The 16450-nt window shown below is 62.2% G+C and carries 14 protein-coding genes; 3 read left to right on the top strand and 11 right to left on the bottom strand.

The window, feature by feature from the left end:
• Positions 1 to 2: 2 nt before the first annotated feature.
• From CKO25_RS07005 to CKO25_RS06995, 3 genes are read right to left on the bottom strand one after another with little or no spacing between them, the layout of a single operon-like run.
• Positions 3 to 920, bottom strand: a complete 918-nt coding sequence (locus CKO25_RS07005; RefSeq protein WP_200387204.1) for a lysophospholipid acyltransferase family protein — start codon at positions 918 to 920, stop codon at positions 3 to 5.
• Positions 917 to 4930, bottom strand: coding sequence for a translocation/assembly module TamB domain-containing protein (locus tag CKO25_RS07000; protein WP_200387203.1), 4014 nt, complete (start codon positions 4928 to 4930; stop codon positions 917 to 919). The genes CKO25_RS07005 and CKO25_RS07000 overlap by 4 nt, the downstream gene beginning before the upstream one ends.
• Complete coding sequence (locus CKO25_RS06995) at positions 4927 to 6759, bottom strand: autotransporter assembly complex protein TamA (RefSeq protein ID WP_200387202.1); 1833 nt, start codon at positions 6757 to 6759, stop codon at positions 4927 to 4929. Before CKO25_RS06995 ends, CKO25_RS07000 begins: the two co-directional genes overlap by 4 nt.
• Positions 6760 to 7178: 419 nt before the next feature.
• Here CKO25_RS06995 and CKO25_RS06990 point away from each other — a divergent pair, with 419 nt between their 5' ends.
• A complete protein-coding gene (locus CKO25_RS06990; RefSeq protein WP_200387201.1) occupies positions 7179 to 7787 on the top strand; it encodes a hypothetical protein in 609 nt (202 codons plus the stop codon).
• Positions 7788 to 7865: 78 nt separating this feature from the next.
• Here CKO25_RS06990 and CKO25_RS06985 read toward each other — a convergent pair whose 3' ends face one another.
• The 3 genes from CKO25_RS06985 to glk form a co-directional block, all read right to left on the bottom strand.
• Positions 7866 to 8690: an ion transporter gene (locus CKO25_RS06985; RefSeq protein WP_200387200.1), complete on the bottom strand. Its 825-nt coding sequence runs from the start codon at positions 8688 to 8690 to the stop codon at positions 7866 to 7868.
• Between the two features lie 149 nt (positions 8691 to 8839).
• Positions 8840 to 9046, bottom strand: coding sequence for a heavy-metal-associated domain-containing protein (locus CKO25_RS21595; RefSeq protein WP_338115082.1), 207 nt, complete (start codon positions 9044 to 9046; stop codon positions 8840 to 8842).
• 101 nt (positions 9047 to 9147) lie between these two features.
• Positions 9148 to 10122, bottom strand: a complete 975-nt coding sequence (gene glk / locus CKO25_RS06975) for a glucokinase (protein WP_200387199.1) — start codon at positions 10120 to 10122, stop codon at positions 9148 to 9150.
• A gap of 182 nt (positions 10123 to 10304) precedes the next feature.
• Here glk and CKO25_RS06970 point away from each other — a divergent pair, with 182 nt between their 5' ends.
• On the top strand, positions 10305 to 10970 hold the full coding sequence (locus CKO25_RS06970) for a thiopurine S-methyltransferase (protein ID WP_200387198.1): 666 nt from the start codon (positions 10305 to 10307) through the stop codon (positions 10968 to 10970).
• Positions 10971 to 11228: 258 nt separating this feature from the next.
• On the opposite strand, the gene CKO25_RS06965 is transcribed toward CKO25_RS06970, so the two are convergent.
• Positions 11229 to 11564, bottom strand: a complete 336-nt coding sequence (locus CKO25_RS06965) for a sulfur globule protein CV3 (protein WP_276569016.1) — start codon at positions 11562 to 11564, stop codon at positions 11229 to 11231.
• Positions 11565 to 12105: 541 nt separating this feature from the next.
• On the opposite strand from CKO25_RS06965, the gene CKO25_RS06960 reads away from it, so the two are divergent.
• The gene (locus CKO25_RS06960; RefSeq protein WP_200387197.1) at positions 12106 to 12291 is read left to right on the top strand and encodes a hypothetical protein; all 186 of its coding nucleotides are present in this window, start codon (positions 12106 to 12108) and stop codon (positions 12289 to 12291) included.
• A gap of 175 nt (positions 12292 to 12466) precedes the next feature.
• Here the strand turns inward: CKO25_RS06960 and CKO25_RS06955 are convergent, their stop codons facing one another.
• The 4 genes from CKO25_RS06955 to cbiM all read right to left on the bottom strand — a co-directional run bounded on the left by CKO25_RS06955 (position 12467) and on the right by cbiM (position 16319).
• On the bottom strand, positions 12467 to 13492 hold the full coding sequence (locus tag CKO25_RS06955) for an MlaD family protein (protein ID WP_200387196.1): 1026 nt from the start codon (positions 13490 to 13492) through the stop codon (positions 12467 to 12469).
• Positions 13489 to 14265, bottom strand: coding sequence for an ABC transporter ATP-binding protein (locus tag CKO25_RS06950; protein WP_200387195.1), 777 nt, complete (start codon positions 14263 to 14265; stop codon positions 13489 to 13491). Before CKO25_RS06950 ends, CKO25_RS06955 begins: the two co-directional genes overlap by 4 nt.
• Positions 14266 to 14433: 168 nt before the next feature.
• Positions 14434 to 15600 (bottom strand): MlaE family ABC transporter permease, encoded by a 1167-nt coding sequence (locus CKO25_RS06945; RefSeq protein WP_200387194.1) that lies wholly within the window; start codon positions 15598 to 15600, stop codon positions 14434 to 14436.
• A gap of 65 nt (positions 15601 to 15665) precedes the next feature.
• On the bottom strand, positions 15666 to 16319 hold the full coding sequence (gene cbiM / locus CKO25_RS06940; protein WP_200387193.1) for a cobalt transporter CbiM: 654 nt from the start codon (positions 16317 to 16319) through the stop codon (positions 15666 to 15668).
• Positions 16320 to 16450: the final 131 nt, after the last annotated feature.

The following is a 16450-nucleotide window of genomic DNA, read 5'->3' as shown; positions in this document are numbered from 1 at the left end:
ATTCAGCGCCGGCGGCGCTTCGGCGGATAGACCGGCTCAGCCCCGGGCGGACGCGTCTTGAAACGACGATGCACCCAGAAATACTGATCAGGCATCGATGCGATACGGGCCTCAATGACCGCATTCATCCGCGCCGTATCCACCTCGCGATCACCGCTCGGAAAATCGCTCAAGGGTGGATCAAAGATGAGCTCGAGGCCACGGCCGTGCGGCAAAAACCGGGCGAAGGTTGGGATCACGGTCGCGCCTGTCATCGCCGCGAAACGCCCCAGCATGGGCACGGTCGAGGCCGCAAGGCCGCAAAACGGGACAAAGATTCCCCGGCGTCCCGCGTCCTGATCGGGCAGATAGAAAAAGGGCGTACCCTGTTTGATCTCGCGCACGAGCGAACGAAGATCATCCTGGCGCTCAAATGAGAGGCTGCCAAATTGCTGTCGCGCACGCCGCACCTGCTGATCGACGACCGGGTTGCGGATGCGCTGATACATGTAGACGCCTGAATGAACGAGCGCGGTGAACGCGGCCCCACCCAGCTCGAGACCAACGAAGTGAGGGACCATAACAATCACTGGGCGCCCCTGCGCGATCAGGGTATCGATGCGCTCACGGTTGCGGATGACGACGAGGCGGCTGAGGCGGGCACGCGTGGCGCCCCACCCGATCCCTTGTGCCAGGGCCGCCACCCCGAGCCAACCGAAATGCGCGCGCAGCAGACGTTCGCGCGCACGCTCGTCGGATTGTGGCAAACAGAGCGCGAGATTGCGACGCGCCACCACCCGACGGGATCCCGCGAGCCAATAGGCGAGACGCCCAAGCGCGGATCCCAAGGCCCAGATCACCGGGAAGGGCAACCGACCGAGCGCGTAGACGAACCCGACCCCCGCCCAACTCAGCCAGTAGCGTGGATGATGGAGGCTCATCGCTCGAAGGTGAAAAAGATGTCGGCGCCCTGATTGCTGCCCGTCTCGGTCTGAATCTCGATCCGGTTGGTCAAATCGTAGCGCATCCGCACCGAATCACCCTGGTTTCCCAAACCGGTGTCGTACTCGAGAAAGATTTTGGGCGTGATGTAGGTGCCAATCGCGAGACCTGAACTCATCGACTGGTCACCCGTGCCCGGTGCGATTCCGGTCAGCAGAAATTTCGTGATCTCGGCTTGGCTCATCCCCGGGTCGGTTTCGGAGAAAAACGCCAGTTTCGGATCGCGCAGCGTGCCAAGAACCTGCACACCGGCAACGGTCGCCCCACCCTCGCGTTCGGCTTGCAACAGGAGTCCCGGATTATCGATTGGACTGTTGGCGTAAATGACCCGCCCCTGCACGATCGTCAAGGGTGCGCCGAGCTCCGCGGCCAAGCCGAAGCCGATCGCCAACCGGTACTGACCGTCGATGATCTGCAACTGACCATTCCCCAGCATGTCACGTCCCGGCGGCTGCGAGACATTCAATTCGCCGGCGAGACGGCCGCGCAAACCAAAGGCGTCGATATTGACCTCGTTGCCGAGTTTCAGGGTGACATTGATATCGAGCGGAAGTTCGGTCCGCGAGGACTCCTTCTCGATCAGCACCACGTCGCCAGAGGGTGACTTGACCCCCGCCGGGATGGAACGCGGGCGGATCCGCGCCTCGGGGAGGCTCACCTCACCACGCAACCGACTGCCATTGGCATCGGTTTGAAGCTCGAGGGTCGGTGACACCAAGGCGAAATATTCGTTGGTGTCGGCCACCGTGAGATTCGTTCCGTTGATGGCCATGCGCCCCACGAATCCGCTTGCGCCAAGGCTGCCATCACCATCCAACGCGAGCTGACCGCCGCCGACCTGCGCCCGACCATCGAGAACGAAGCGATCGATGGCCGCGGCATTCAGGGACAGATTGAGATCGGAGATCGTCAGACCGATCAGCTCGACATCGAACCCACCCCCTTGCAGCGCGGCTTGCCCACTGATATCGGGCGCTCCGATGGTGCCACCGAGGTTGAGATCGACATTGATGCCACCGGTCATGTTGGTCAGGTCGGGCACCAGATTCGAGATTCGCTCAAGCCCCCGCAGGTCGGCACGCAAACCACCGCCGAGCGCCTGCGTGGGGCGCGCCGGATCATTGAGACGCCATCCGGGGAGGGTCAGTGTTCCGTCGAGTTGGCCGAGGCCCTCGAGGGGAATCCCAAGGCGCGCCGAGAGCGACTGCGCACTCGCGTCGAGGGTCCATTGCGACCTGGAGAAATCGAGTGTTTCCTGACGTCCGCCATCCATCGCAACCGAGAGGGAGCCGGCGGGGATCTCCGCGCTCGCGCGCCCCGTCAAGACCACTCCGTCGGTCTCGAAACGCCCTTCGAGACGCGCGTTGCCTGCTAGATCGAGATTCGTTGGAATGAACGGGGCGAACAGTGTGAAGTCGGCCACCGCGGCATCGAAGCGCGCACGGGTGCGCTCCTCGGCGTCACGATTCAGTTCCACACAGCCGCCAGCACCATAGGCTCCGTCGATGCACAAGGGACCGAGATCGAAGCGGCCATCGGCCACGACCAGCGGACTCGGCCGTCGCAGCGACCAGGTGCCGAATTGCTGACTTACCAGGTCCAGACGCCCGATGCGGCCGGTAAAGGCCCCTTCGGTGGTGAGCGCGCCGGATGCCGCCAGGTCGAGCGCGGCTGGGTCGCCCTCGAGCCGCAATTCGAACTGATGATCCCTCAGTTGCCCCGCGCCACGCACCCGCAGACTCTGCCAGGTCTGATCACCGACGACCAGACCAGTGCCATCGATCTGAATCTCGAAGGGATCATCGACGGCGATGCCGAGATCGACGGTCCCGGATAGCGCCGCAATCCCCTGGCCCGCGTAGGAGGCATCGCGCGCGCTCAGATCGAGCGTGACCCGGGGCGTCTCGCGTGGTCCTATCAGACTCCCACGCATCGTCAGGGCCCCCCGCGCGTCCGGCAGCAGGCTTGTGAGGTCAGACGACTCGGCAACGAACGACAGCGCCAGCGTCTCGTCAACCTGGCCCTGGACCTGCAGGGACGTGGGACCGGAGGCGAGACTGAAATCATCGATATTCAAGGTCTCGCCTTGCATCCTGACCGTGCCCGTGGCCGCCACCACGTAGCCTCGCAGGAGGCCCTCAAAGGCATCGATTCTGGCGAACACATCAGGACCCTGCGGGGTGAGCTTGCCTTGACTCACCAGTTGTCCCTGCAGATTGCCCTCCCATTCCGGGGCGAAGAGGCTCGGGTCGAGCCCAGTCGCGCTCAGGGTCGCATCCCAGGTCACCTCGGGATCCCAGGTGATGACCCCATTGCCATCGATCCGTCCGTTCAAGGCCTCGATGACCAGGCTGTCGAGTTGGGTCCGCCGGTGATCACCCTGGCCATTGAGGCGCAGCAGCGCCACCGGCAGTCCGGGGCCACTCGTGCGCATCTCAAGACCGTAATCGAATGCATCCAGATGTCCAGCACTCTCGAAGGTCAGTGCCAGACGATCCTCGATCCCCTCGATCAGACTTTGCGGGTTTAGATCTTGACCTGACAAGGTCAGCGTCCAGGCGAGTTCGGGAGACCAGGAAACCCTGCCCTCACCACGCACCGCGCCCTCAAGGACGGCCAGCGTCAGCTCGCTGATCCGGGTCTCGGTCGGGCTGCCAGTCCCTAGGAGCACGAGTGTCGCCGCGGGGATCTCCGGACCCTGTGCCGTCACCGACGCGCGATACTCAAAGGCATCGACGGTGCCCGAGGCCGCGAGTTGACCGCCCTCGGATTCCACCAGCAGCTCACCGATCAAGGGCCAGCGCAGCCGCTGCCAATCCGCATCGATGTCGAACCGGCCCGGTTCGGCACGCAAGTCAAGTTGTCCCCGCGCGCTCAGCATGGCGTTGGAGGCCTGCTCGGTGAGTTCGAGACGATGGATGGCCAGCACATCCTGCGCCCAGTTCGTCTCCAAGACGGCCTTGAGGTGACCCAATTCGGGATGATCGGGCGACGTCGCCTCCAGGTGGCCGGTGATCTCGGCCTCGTTCAGATCCCCGATCGTTTCCAGCACACCCGTGAGCGCAATCGGTGGCAACTCAGACTCAAAGTCTGGCAAATCCACGCCTCGAATCTCCAGGCGAGCGTCCCAGCGCGGGGCCTGGATGACCTCGCTCAACCGAGCCTGCAGCTCGGCACGCGCCGAGCCGCTCAATTGATGTGTGATCCGCAATGCCTGCAGATCGCCATCGATGCGGCCATGCCCCTGCAGGTCGATCGCCGGCGCCTGGCGCAGCGACCAAGCCAGTTCGAGGTCCACGGCATAGTCGCCGGACAGCACCGCGCGCCCGTTCGCCTGGGCCTGCAATTCGGGATGGGATAAGGCGACCTCCAAGGCACGCAGTTCAAGGGTCCCAGCCCGGAAATCCGCGGAGAGACGTGCTTGATCGAGCGCGACAAATGGCATCTCTTCATCGGCATGGAAGAGTCGCATGCGTGCGATGCTGACCTCGCCCAAATCGAGATCCAGGGGGAGGCGAATCTCGGGGAGCTCGAAGGCCCCCGCAGTCTCCTCCTCGGGTGCGGGAGGCGGCAGGACCAGGTCGAGATCCCGCAGATGCAGGGAGCGGATCACCAGGTTGCCGCCCAAGGCACCGAACGGCGACCAATCGAGGGCTATGCGGCCCGCGTCGAGTTTCAACTCGCCAAGCTGAAGTTCGAGATCGGTGAGCGCCAGGGCACCGAGCACGCGACCATCGACCTGACCCACCCGGATCATCTCGGGTGCCAGCTCGTGCGCCACGGCAACCGCGAACCTCAGCCCCGTTTGCGTGCCGAGGATGAAGGCCAGCAGCAGGATCAACAGCAGGGTCACGGACAGGAGCGCGGCCAGCAGCCAACGCACGGGACGAAAGATCAAGCGCGCCACCGATGTCCCCGCTCGCGCGGTTTGGGCTTGGGGTTCCGTCATAAATCCGGGCCGATGATGAGCACGAGTCGCGCGGGCGGAATGCCGTCGAACATCTCGTAATCGGTGTGGGTCAAGGCAAAGGCCACATCGACCTGGACCTGTCCGATCGGTGAGGCCCAGCGCACGCCCAAACCGACACTCTGTTCATAAGTGTTGTCGTAACTCGGGTCGAATGCATTGCCAAAATCAGTGAAGACCGCCGCACTCCAGGGACCACGGATGGTTCGCTCGAGTTCCAGACTCCCAACTCCTAGGTAACGCCCCCCGACTGTCTCGCCCGTGCTCGGCTCGGTTGGCCCCAGTGTGTTGAAGGCCCAACCGCGAATCGTACTGTCACCGCCCGTGAAGAACCGACGACTCGCTGGAATCTCGCTGAGATCGCTCGCCAGCGTCACCCCTAAATCGGCTCGCGTGATCAACCGATAGTGCTCGGCGAAACTCCTGATCCATTTAAATTGCAGTCCGCCGCTGAGGTAGGTGCCATCGGACAGAAACCCCTCCAAGGCACCCAGGACACCATAGCGGATCCGATACCCACGGCGCGTATTGATGGGATCGTCCGCAACCGTCTTCGACCAGGATGCGGTTGGGCCGAAGTTCAGCGAGGACCCCGTCTGGATCTCACTGATCTCATAATCTTCATAGAGGAGATCGAAGCCAAGATTGCGCCGCCAATCATTCGCCGTGAGGGTAGAATGGGCAATCTGTAATGACGCCAACCAGCCCTGCTGCGTGACGATATCCGAATAATTCACCTGCGGCTTGATCATGACGTAGTCACGAATGGGATCTTGAATCGGGATGCGATAATCGAGACTCCATTGCGAAAAGACAGGTGACAATTGGAGGTCGGTGCGAAAATTGTGACCGTATTGGTTAACGTAGCGGCGACGCCAATCGGCGCTGACGCGGGGACCATAGTCCGTCGTGTAGCCGACACCAATGCGGTACTTATCGCGCTTGTTGCGGGTGGCCACGACCTCGATCGGAATGAGTTGCTGATCGCCTTCGAGGTCTTTTTGTGGAAGAATTTCGACGCTGCTGAAATATTCGGTGCTCAATAACCGCCCCTGTAGCGTCAGCAGGAGCTCCGGATCGTAAACCGCGCCGGGCTTGAAATTCACGAAGCGTTGCAGGAAGTCGTCGTTCAGGAGATCCTGTTTGAAGGTGACATCGCCGAGGTAGAAGCGTTCGCCGGTCTCGAGATGGAATTCCACGATCGCCTCATAGGCAACCAAATCAATGAGAACCCGATGGCGCTCGAGTCGATAATCGAGGTAACCGCCAGCCGAGGCCCGCGCACGCAGATCCGATTTCGCCGCCTCGTATCGGCTGTGGAGCAGGACATCCCCCACCTTCATGGGAAAGACTGTGGGGAAGCGCGGATCATCCGCCCCCGGCCCCGTCACGACGAAATCCACGACCCCGATCTTGACCGGCGGTCCGGGCACGATGTCATAGGTGGCGACCCAGGTGCCCTGCTCGTTCTCGGGAATGTCGAGTTGCTCGGTCACCTCGACGCGATAGAGTCCAAACGGCGACAGGGCACGCCGAATCTGTTCCGGGGCAGCACGATGGAGTGCGCGCACGCGCGAGGGGGTGAGGTCTGGGGAGGCGCGTTCCTGATAGATGGACAGGAACGCCATGACGTTCGTCGCTTGTTCGCCCTCGACGCCAGTGACCCGAACATCGATTCGGATCGCGTGGGCCGGAGCAACGAACAGGAGTGCGCACAACAGGACGCACCATGCAGCGAGCAGGCGCGGCGTCACGAGGCCCGTGTTGGCGGCGTCGCCTCGCCAAGCCACTACGAGCGATCGTTGATCCATCTCGCCTCCCCAAAGCGTTGGCCAGATGAGGTTGCGCCATCACAGACCCAAGCCCGGACCCGTCGCGCGCATCATGAGGCATGTACCAGAATGTGGAAACAATACAACAAGCCGAGCACAAAAACCAACACTGAGACGCCTCCTGACCATTGGGCTTCAGCGGCACCGCGTCCCTGACAGTGGGTCGCCCGACCGAGCCTGCCCACCCGACCAGTAGACATCGCGAACAGGACGCTGGTACGGTGAATGGACGCAATCCACGACACCGAACATTGCGAACCGAACCTGGCTCAGGATGCAAGCCTGTCAGTCACGATGCGACGGCCACGAGGCCTCCTCCCTGTGGCTGCCCCGAGGGCCGCCACATGACGTCTGTTCGTGTATCGATCGTTCGGGCATCGAGAATGAGGACCGCAACAGTGAAGTTCGCAACGATTCGCATGGCCAGCATCGGGCTGGCGGGCATCGCCCTGGCCTTGAGTGGGTGCAGTGCCCGACAAACCAGCGATTCCTTGGCCGGTGCAACCGCGCAACGTCTCGTCTCCTATTCCATCGATGAAGTTGCCGGGCGACTTCCGAGTGACGACTTCGAACCCCTGCGGGGCCAACGGCTGCTCCTCGTAAGCCATTTCGGTGTGCGGGATGCCCCGTTTCAGGACTACGCCGATCAACGCCTCGCCATCGAGTTGCAACGGCGGTTCGGCATCGAAGTCGTCGAGGATCCAGCGCACGCCGACCAGGTCCTGAATCTGTTTTATACCTCGCTCGGCACCGATCAAGACAAGCAAGGTCTTTTCATCCCCCTGGGCATGATGCCTGGTTTCGACTCGACCCTGAGTGTCGATCTGATCGCCTATCATCGCTTCACCGGGACGAGCGAGTTCTACTATTACCTCGGTCCGGCCGGCCATGAGCATCGCGGGTACGATCTGCGGGGTGTCTCGCACAGCGACACCCTGGGTCTACCGATCATCGAGATCCCGATTTCGGACGAGTCCATGCGAAAGCGGCGGCGTCAAGAGCCGTAACATGCCCGCCCGCCACTCGGCGCGCGCCGAGTGGCGGGCCTCGGGTCGGTCCCCTGGTGACAAGGGCGCGCAGGCCGTTCAGGGCGCTTCGCGACCGCGTTGAAGTTCGTCGCGTAAGGAGGCGATCTCCTCGCGCAAGGCGCGCAGCTCCGTCTCGACATGCAGACTGTCACGGTGAACGGTTTCCTCGATTCGCTCACGCTCGATCGCATGCTGCGCCTCGTGCATCGTTTGCATGGTGTCGACGATGATGCCGATGAAGAGATTCAGCATCGTGAAGGTCGCGATCAAGATGAATGGGATGAAAAAGAGCCAGGCATAGGGATAGGCCTCCATCACGGGCCGCACGATCCCCATCGACCAACTCTCGAGCGTCATCACCTGGAATAGCGTATAGAGGGATGCGGCCAGTGAGCCGAACCATTCGGGAAACCGCGCGCCGAACAATCCGGTCGCAATCACGGCGGCAACGTAGAAGACCAACAGCATCAGCCCAGCAATCGAGGTGATGCCGGGGATCGCCTTCAGCAGGGCCTCGACGACAAACCGCAGCCGCGGGTGAACCGAGGCCAAGCGCAGGACCCGCAAGACCCGCAGGGCGCGCAGGACCGCAAGGGGTCCGCTGGCGGGAATCAAGGCGATCCCAATCACGATGAAATCGAAGACATTCCACGACCGACGAAAGAAATCGAGTCGCTGGGCATAGAGCTTGATCAGGATCTCGATCACGAACACGCCCAGGATCATCCGGTCGATCACGTAGAGCACATCGCCATAGCGCGCCGTCATCGTCGCCGAGGTCTCCAGACCCAGCGTCACGGCGTTGATCACGATCAAGGTGAGAATGAACCGCTGCACGCGGCGCGACTCGATCCATTCCCCGATGACTGCCCGGCTCACCATCACAGCTGACGACTCCATGACCATCCACGACCGCGCCGGCGGCATTCGGGTGGCCGCCGCCGACTCTTCTGTTCTCTTCCCGGGACAGAACCCGGTATCAGCCCCCGATCCTGATACAGCACCAGATGATCAAGGATCCGAGGCGGGCATCAGAGCACCTCGATGCGCGCCTCGTAACCCGCCGCGCTCACCGCGGCAAGCACATCCTCCGCGGCGGCAGGCCCCTGCACCTCGGCGGTGCCGGCTGCGAGATCAACGACGACCTGCTCGACACCAGCGGTCGCCTCGAGTGCCTCGGTGACGGCACGAACACAATGCTGACAACTCATACCTGAAATCGCGATGATCTGCTTCACTGTTCTCGACTCGCTGCGAATGGGGTGGATGGATTCAGGATTGTTGACGCCGCACGCGGACCGCGTCTCGCGGTTCAGGCCAGACCCGGTCGGTCATGCGATCACTGCGCGGCCATGAAACGTGCCGCGCCGATCAAGGGCGCGTGCGGTTGCATGATCACATGCACCGGCATGGCCCGCATCAGAGGTTCGAGCCGCCCCTTATCGAAAAAACCGTCGAGGAAGGCACTGCGTTTGAGTGCATCTAGGTTTTTCGGGGCGATTCCACCCGCGAGGAAGACCCCCCCGAGCGCCATCTGCTTCAACGCCATGTTCCCAGCCTCACGGCCATACAAGCGGAAGAATAGCGCCATCGCCTCCATGCAGATCGGACAGGAACCGGCTGCGGCCGCTTGAGCGATGGCCGCCGCCTCATCGCCCGTCCGCGCGGCCTCGCTCAGCCAATCCGGCCGTTGCGCACCGCGAAACACCAACAAAAAATCGTGGAGATGACGAATCCCCATCCCGGACACGACGCGCTCCCAACTGACATGGCCAAAGCGTTCGGTCAGGACATCATACAGGGCGGATTCCAGAGCGTTGGTCGGCGCAAAATCGGCATGGCCGCCTTCCGTGGCAAAGGGATGATACCGCTGCCCGTCCCAAAAGAGCCCCGCCTCGCCGAGACCGGTTCCAGCCGCGACGACACAGGCGTTCCCCGTCACGGATTCGCCGGGGTAAAGCGTTGCCAAATCCGCTGGCGCGAGCGCGGTGAGACTCCAGGCCGTTGCCTCCAAATCGTTCAGCAGGACCACGTTCGAGAAGCCGAGCATCTGCTCCAAGGCATCCGCATCGAGTTCCCAGGGCAGATTGGTCGTCCGACTAGCGCGCTCGCGCACCGGTCCAGCCACCGCAAAGGCCGCCTTGCGAACGCTCACGTCGGTCTCGGTGAGATAGCGCTGCACGATCGCCGCGAGTGAGGCGAACTCAGCGCTGGCAAACTCCCGTGTCTGCTGCAGCACGACCCGGCTCTGCTCGGTCGTCGCAAGACCTAAGGCCGTCTTCGTGCCGCCGATATCGCCAACCAATACCTGCATCGGTTTCCCCCATTTCAAGCTCTAGACCCTTCCGGGCCGTGCCCCAGGACGCTGCCCCCAGCAGGATGCCGTGGCATCCCGCGATTCAGCCATCCATCCTACCGGAGCGGACCCGGCGGCGCGCGCCCGCTTCGCATTCCGTTAGAATTCACGCTCTCGACCATCAACCAACAGGGTCAACGATGACACCGGAATTCTGGCTGAATCGGTGGGAACGTGGGGAAATCGGCTGGCATCAGACTGAGATCAATGTCCACTTACAGGCCTATTGGCCACAGCTCGACCTTGCGCCGGACACCCAGGTCTTCGTGCCACTGTGCGGCAAATCGCTCGACATGCTGTGGCTCGTCAGTCGCGGACATCGCGTCCTGGGGGTGGAGATCAGTGAACCGGCGATTCGGTCCTTTTTTCAGGATCATGAGCTGCACCCACAGATGAGCGATAAGCCCCCCTTTCGCCGCTATGTGGTTGACGAACTTGAGATCCTGGTCGGCGACTACTTTCAACTCACGGCATGCGATCTCGCCGAGGTCGGGGCCGTTTTCGACCGGGCTTCGTTGATCGCCCTGCCACCCGGGATGCGCCCACGTTACAGCGATCAGTTCAAAGCGATCGTCCCGACAACCGCCACATGCTTCCTGATCACTCTCGATTATGATCAGGAAGAGATGTCCGGCCCGCCATTTGCCGTGACCGACGAGGAGGTCAGCCGCCTCTTCTCCGATCGTTATCGCATCGAATCACTCGCCAGCTTCGACATCATCGATGACGCGCCGCGATTTCGCCAGCGCGGTCTAACGGCGCTGAGGGAGCAGGTTTGGCAACTACAACCACGCGAGGACAGATGACTCAAGGCCAACTCGCCCCTCGTCAACCGCACGCCGAACCTCGGGAGCGCGAAACGGAGCGGTTCCTGGACACGACTCGCAAGCGGACTGGACACAGCCGCCTGCACAGTGATGTCACGAGCGGTCGGGGTCAGATGTGGCGATGCGTTCAGCGTTGGAACAATGATCATCGCGAGCCATGGGGTGCGATGCGGGCGCGGATCGGCCCCTACGTCGCGCCACGGGATCATGGCACTGACGCAGGGGCCCTCGTTGATATTACTGGCTTGAACTGGTGCTCGGCTGAGTCACGCTCGGCCAGGCATAGGGGGCGTAGGTCAGGCCCGGATAGGGTGCGTAAGCTGGCGCTCCCCAACCGTAAGGCGTACCCCAACCATAGGGCGTCCCATAGCCCCCCCACGGATAGCCATAACCATGATAGGGATAACCGTAAAGGCCGCGATGCCAAGGCGATCCCCAAGGTCCGCCCCAGTTGCCCGGGAACATGCCAAAGGGTCCCGAACCCCAACCCCAGAAGGCGTTAGCGGACGCTGAGGCAAGTACCGCAACACCCGCAACCGTCACGGCCAGGACAGTGCGTTTCAGTTTCATCATCACCTCTCTCCTGTTCGAACGACCTGGTTGAACAAGGTACGAGCAGAACGACCTCTCGCACCAGTGCAACAGTATGGCGAAACCGCAACCGATTGGTTGACATTAATCAATATTTTCGAATGTTCAAACATACTGATATGCGAAGGCCGAGACATCGGACTCATGCTGGCCTCTTCATCAACCGTTTGGTGCTTGCCCCCCCGATTGGTTCAGCCGTTCGGCGTTCCCTCCATTCAGGACGCAGATGACGGCAACTCATCCTCAGGCCAGCACGCCCTGCGGACACCACCCCCGTTGTTCAAGATGCGGGGTGCCCGCCCGCGAGACCGCGGCATGGTCGTATGCGCCCGATCTCGCCTCCCGCAGGCCGGCCCGAATGAGGCGGAGTGCTCAACCGAGAACCTGGCGTAGCCGATTGCCGGTCTCCTAACGGGGCCGATCGAACGGATGTGCTGCGCACACCTATATTAGGTCTTGCTTAATTAGATTTTGATAATATACTAACCATAATCTTATCAGAAACACAATTTTGGAGATCATCATGGGTGCATTAGGCGTCGTCGCAGCAGTCGCGTTATTGATTGGTGGGGTCCAAACCACCATGGTGATGACCGAATCGGATCGCATCGCCGCGGAACAGGATCAGACGCCCGTCGTCGAGGTCCAGACCCTGTCTGAATCCACCACCGAATCCGCCCTCACGTCCGAGTTGATCTTCGGTTCCTGATCCGCCATTGCAGGGCGTTCCTCCCGACTGTCCACCGGCTTTCCCCTAGGGTGCCGGTGGGTGGCAGCGACCACCAATCTGAGCGCGCCGAGTTCAACGTCGTTTCCGCCGCCGCACGGGCGGCATCCCCACCGCGCCGACGCGGCCAGATCCCAGGTCCCATCAGTGGCGCTGACTAGCGCCTCCCTCGCAGTAACACCTCGGGATGTCGGTCCAATTGATCGGCAAAGGAGCGTAACGCCCGGGCCGTTCCGGACGCCTCGGTCAGGAAGGTATCAGCCCGCGCACGGGTTCCGTTCAGATCGATGGTCAGCTGACGCAAGACGCGCATCGATTCCTGAAATTCAGCCAAGGCAAGTTGGGTTCCCGTCGCGATGGGGACGACCTGAGCGTCGACCCGTTCGACCAGACCAATCAGGGAATCGGTCGCGGCATCGAGATCCTTGGTCCATGGGACAATGTTGTCGCTCAGCAGTCTGGCAAGCTCACTGTAGTCGCTCAGTGTCGTGCGCAGTTGCGTGGCAATCGGTTCCACCTCGCGGTCGATGTCAACAAACAGCGCCCGGGTCTGGTCAAGCGCCGCCTCGAGGCTCCGTATGAGCTGCAACACCTCGCCCGAGCCAATCAATTGACGAATAGAGGCGAGGGTCAGCGCGGCCTCGTTCACGAGGTCGTCGAGACGAAGATTCTCCAGCATCTCCGTCATGCGATCTCGGGTCGCCTCCAACGAGGGCACCTCGATCACATCGTCCGGGTCGACCAACAACTGCGAGGTGCGTCCGGGTTGGAGCTGCAAGGCAATCATGTATTGACCCGTGACGAAACTCACGGACTCAAGACGCGCATGCAGTCCACGCTCACGCACCAACACGCGCAGGATCTCTTCGGCTGAATCACCGGGCTCCTCCCCGCGAATGTTGACGCTGTCAGGCCAGAGTTCGTAGGAGACCGGAACACTGAAGACTCCTGTCTCGGGCGTGAAGTTCAATTCGATCCCGGTGACACGCCCAACCGTCACGCCCTCGAACTGGACCGGAGCCCCCACGTTCAAACCCTGGACCGAACCGGGGAAAAAGGTCACCATCGGGATCCGCTCGCGCAAGAACGCGCCACTGCCGAAAAGGATCAGCGCAAACGCGAACAGCGCCAAGGCCCCGAGCACGAAGCCGCCGATCACCGTCGGGTTGGCCTGCTTGCTCATGTCTCGCCTCGATTCAGAAAATCACGCACGATCTCCCACTCACTGTGTTCACGGAGCTCACGTGGAGCGCCTGTGGTTAACATGGTGCGTGAGGCCGCATCCAAGAAAACGGCCTCATCGGCAATCGCGAAAATACTCGCGAGGTCATGCGTCACGACCACCATGGTCGTGCCAAGACTGGCTCGCAATTCCAAGATCAGGTCGTCGAGCAGCCGCGCGCTGAGGGGGTCGAGGCCGGCCGAGGGCTCGTCGAAGAAGAGCACATCGGGATCCAAGGCCATCGCGCGCGCGACCCCGACACGTTTGCGCATCCCGCCGCTGATCTGTGACGGGTAGCGGTTGCCGGCATCAGCGAGTCCGACCAACGCCAATTTATAAAGCGCAATCTCACGAATGCGGTCACGCCCGAGCGCGGTGTACTGCTCGAGTGGCAGGCTGACGTTCTCCACCAAGGTCATCGAACTCCATAATGCTCCGCTCTGATACATCACTCCATAGCGTCGCATCAGACGACTGCGCACCGGAGCGGTCACCTCCCATAAGCTCTCCCCGTCAACGAGGATGCGCCCTGCCTTGGGTTCGAGAAGGCCGGTCAAACTGCGCATCAGAGTGCTCTTCCCGCTCCCGCTGCCCCCCATGATAATAAACACACTGCCGCGGCGGATGCCGAAGCTGAGATCACGCTGGATCAGTTGCTCGCCATAACCGACCGCAACCCCTTCGAGAACAAGGTGGGCATCCGCGGTTCGCTTGGTCGCTACATCCGATGACATGGGTTGCTCGATCTGGCTGGGGTGACCTGGTGCCGTGACATGGGAGAAGTCTTTAAAGCGCAGGCTCACCTGGCGCGATGCGTGGGTCAGAAGGCGCCCCCTCATGAGAGGAGGGTATGGATCCTCTGCCGCACACCTGACTGTCGCCAAGCATCAGCGCGTCCAAACTCAGGACAGCCCAATGGCATCGAACACGATGGTCAGCACCGCCGAGGCAATCACGATAAAGACGATCGAGGTTACGACCGCGGAGGTCGTTGCCTCACCGACCGCCGCGGCACTGCGGCCACTCTGCATGCCACGCAAGCAACCCGATACGGCCACGATGGCGCCAAACACGCAGGCACTGATCAACCCCTGCGATAGGTGGTTCCAGCCGATGGCCTGCTGGGTCTGGGTGAAATACTCGGTCAGACTCAGACCACCCGCCACGGTTCCAGCAAAGGCACCACCGAGGATGCCCATCACATTCGCATAGATCGCCAACAAGGGCGTCATGGTGATGAGTGCAAGCAGGCGTGGCAGGACCAGGAACTCGATCGGCGAGATCCCCAGGGTGCGCAGGGCATCGATCTCCTCGTTGACCTGCATGGTCCCGAGTTGTGCCGCGTATGCCGCACCGGTTCGCCCGGCGAGCACGATGGCCGTGATCAGCGCGCCCATCTGGATGACGATCGCCAAGCCGACGAGATCCGCGACAAAGATCCCGGCGCCGAATTGGGTCAGTTGTTGATCGCCGATATAGCCCAAAATCAGACCGACCAGAAAGCTGATCAGACTGATGATCGGCAGGGCGTCCGCTCCGACTTCCTCGATCAGCAACCAGAGGTCAGCCCGCTTGAAGCGGGCACGGCCCGCAAGCAAGGAGCGCAAGGCCAAGGCAACCTCACCGATGAAGGCGAGGATTTCGCCGGTCGAACGTGCCAAAGCAATGAAATCCTGACCGAACCGGCGCACGAACGGATCGGCGCGATCCGGTGCACCGGCGCCGCTCGGCCGCGCCCCCCCCTCGACCAAGCCCAACAGAGCCCGTAACCCCTCGGGGAGCGCGGCGGTCGCGAACGCGACCCCACGCTCCTGGCAGTGCCATGCCAACGCGGCCAGGACACTGGCCAGTCCGGAATCCCATTCAACGAGTTCAGTCGCGTCACAGACCACGCCCGACAGGTCCGGCTCATCGAACAGCTCCGCACGCACCCGGGCGAGATCGGCCGGCTCCGCCCCCAGGCGCCAAGACCCGCCGATCACCAGACACACCTGACCGCCCGGCTCGCGTCGACACGCGATCCAGGGCTGCGGATGGGCCTCATGCGCTGGTCTCGGGAGCTCACTCATCTTGGGGTGCAAGCATGGGCATCGCGCCCCCCGGAAGCAAGTCTTCACGCACCGCTCGGACGGCCTCACGCCTCCTGCGGTTGTTCACGAAGGGCGTCGGTGCCGAGACCAACCGGGACGAGTTCCGGGCGGACCGTCAGGATCAGACGCAGTGCCGCGGCCGTGATCAATCCCTCCACTACCATCACCGGCAGTTGGCCAATCATCACCACAGTGGCCGCGACCCGATATTCACTGCCACTCAGGGCCAGCACTATGGCGACCAGCCCTGCCGAGAGGCCAATCGAGAGCGCGCCAACCAGAAACCCCAGGGAGAGCACACCGAGCGATCGTGGCGAGCCACCGAAGCGCCAGAGCAGATGACGCCCCAGGACTCCCATCACAACCGCCGGTAGTGCCAGATTGAGCGTGGTGACACCGATCACGGTCACACCACCGAACCCGAAAAAAACGGCCTGCAAGACCAATCCGACCAGGATTGCGGGAAACGCGGCCCACCCCAGCAGGAGTCCCAACAGCCCGGTTAGCATCAAATGGGCGCTCGACAGACCGACTGGAACATGAATCAATGAGGCGAGGAAGAAGACGGCGCTGAACAGACCGACCTGGGGGATCGATTCGGGATCGAGTTCATGCAAACCTCGCGCGATCCCAGCCAGCGCCAACAGGGAACCACCGATCAGGACCGGCGCGCTGAGAACACCATCAACGATATGCATCGCAACCACCCGGCGCGCGATGAACGCACCAGCCTCGTAGCACTTAATCCAGATGAATCATATTCTCACCTTAGCACTCGTCGTCAGAGGCGTCCACAGCCGCCGGCGGCAGCACGCCACCCGCGGGCATG

It is taken from the genome of Thiocapsa imhoffii (genome assembly GCF_016583985.1).
Lineage (GTDB): Bacteria > Pseudomonadota > Gammaproteobacteria > Chromatiales > Chromatiaceae > Thiocapsa > Thiocapsa imhoffii.
The sequence above is the reverse complement of the archived record's forward strand: the minus strand, read 5'-3'. Positions and strand labels throughout refer to the sequence as shown.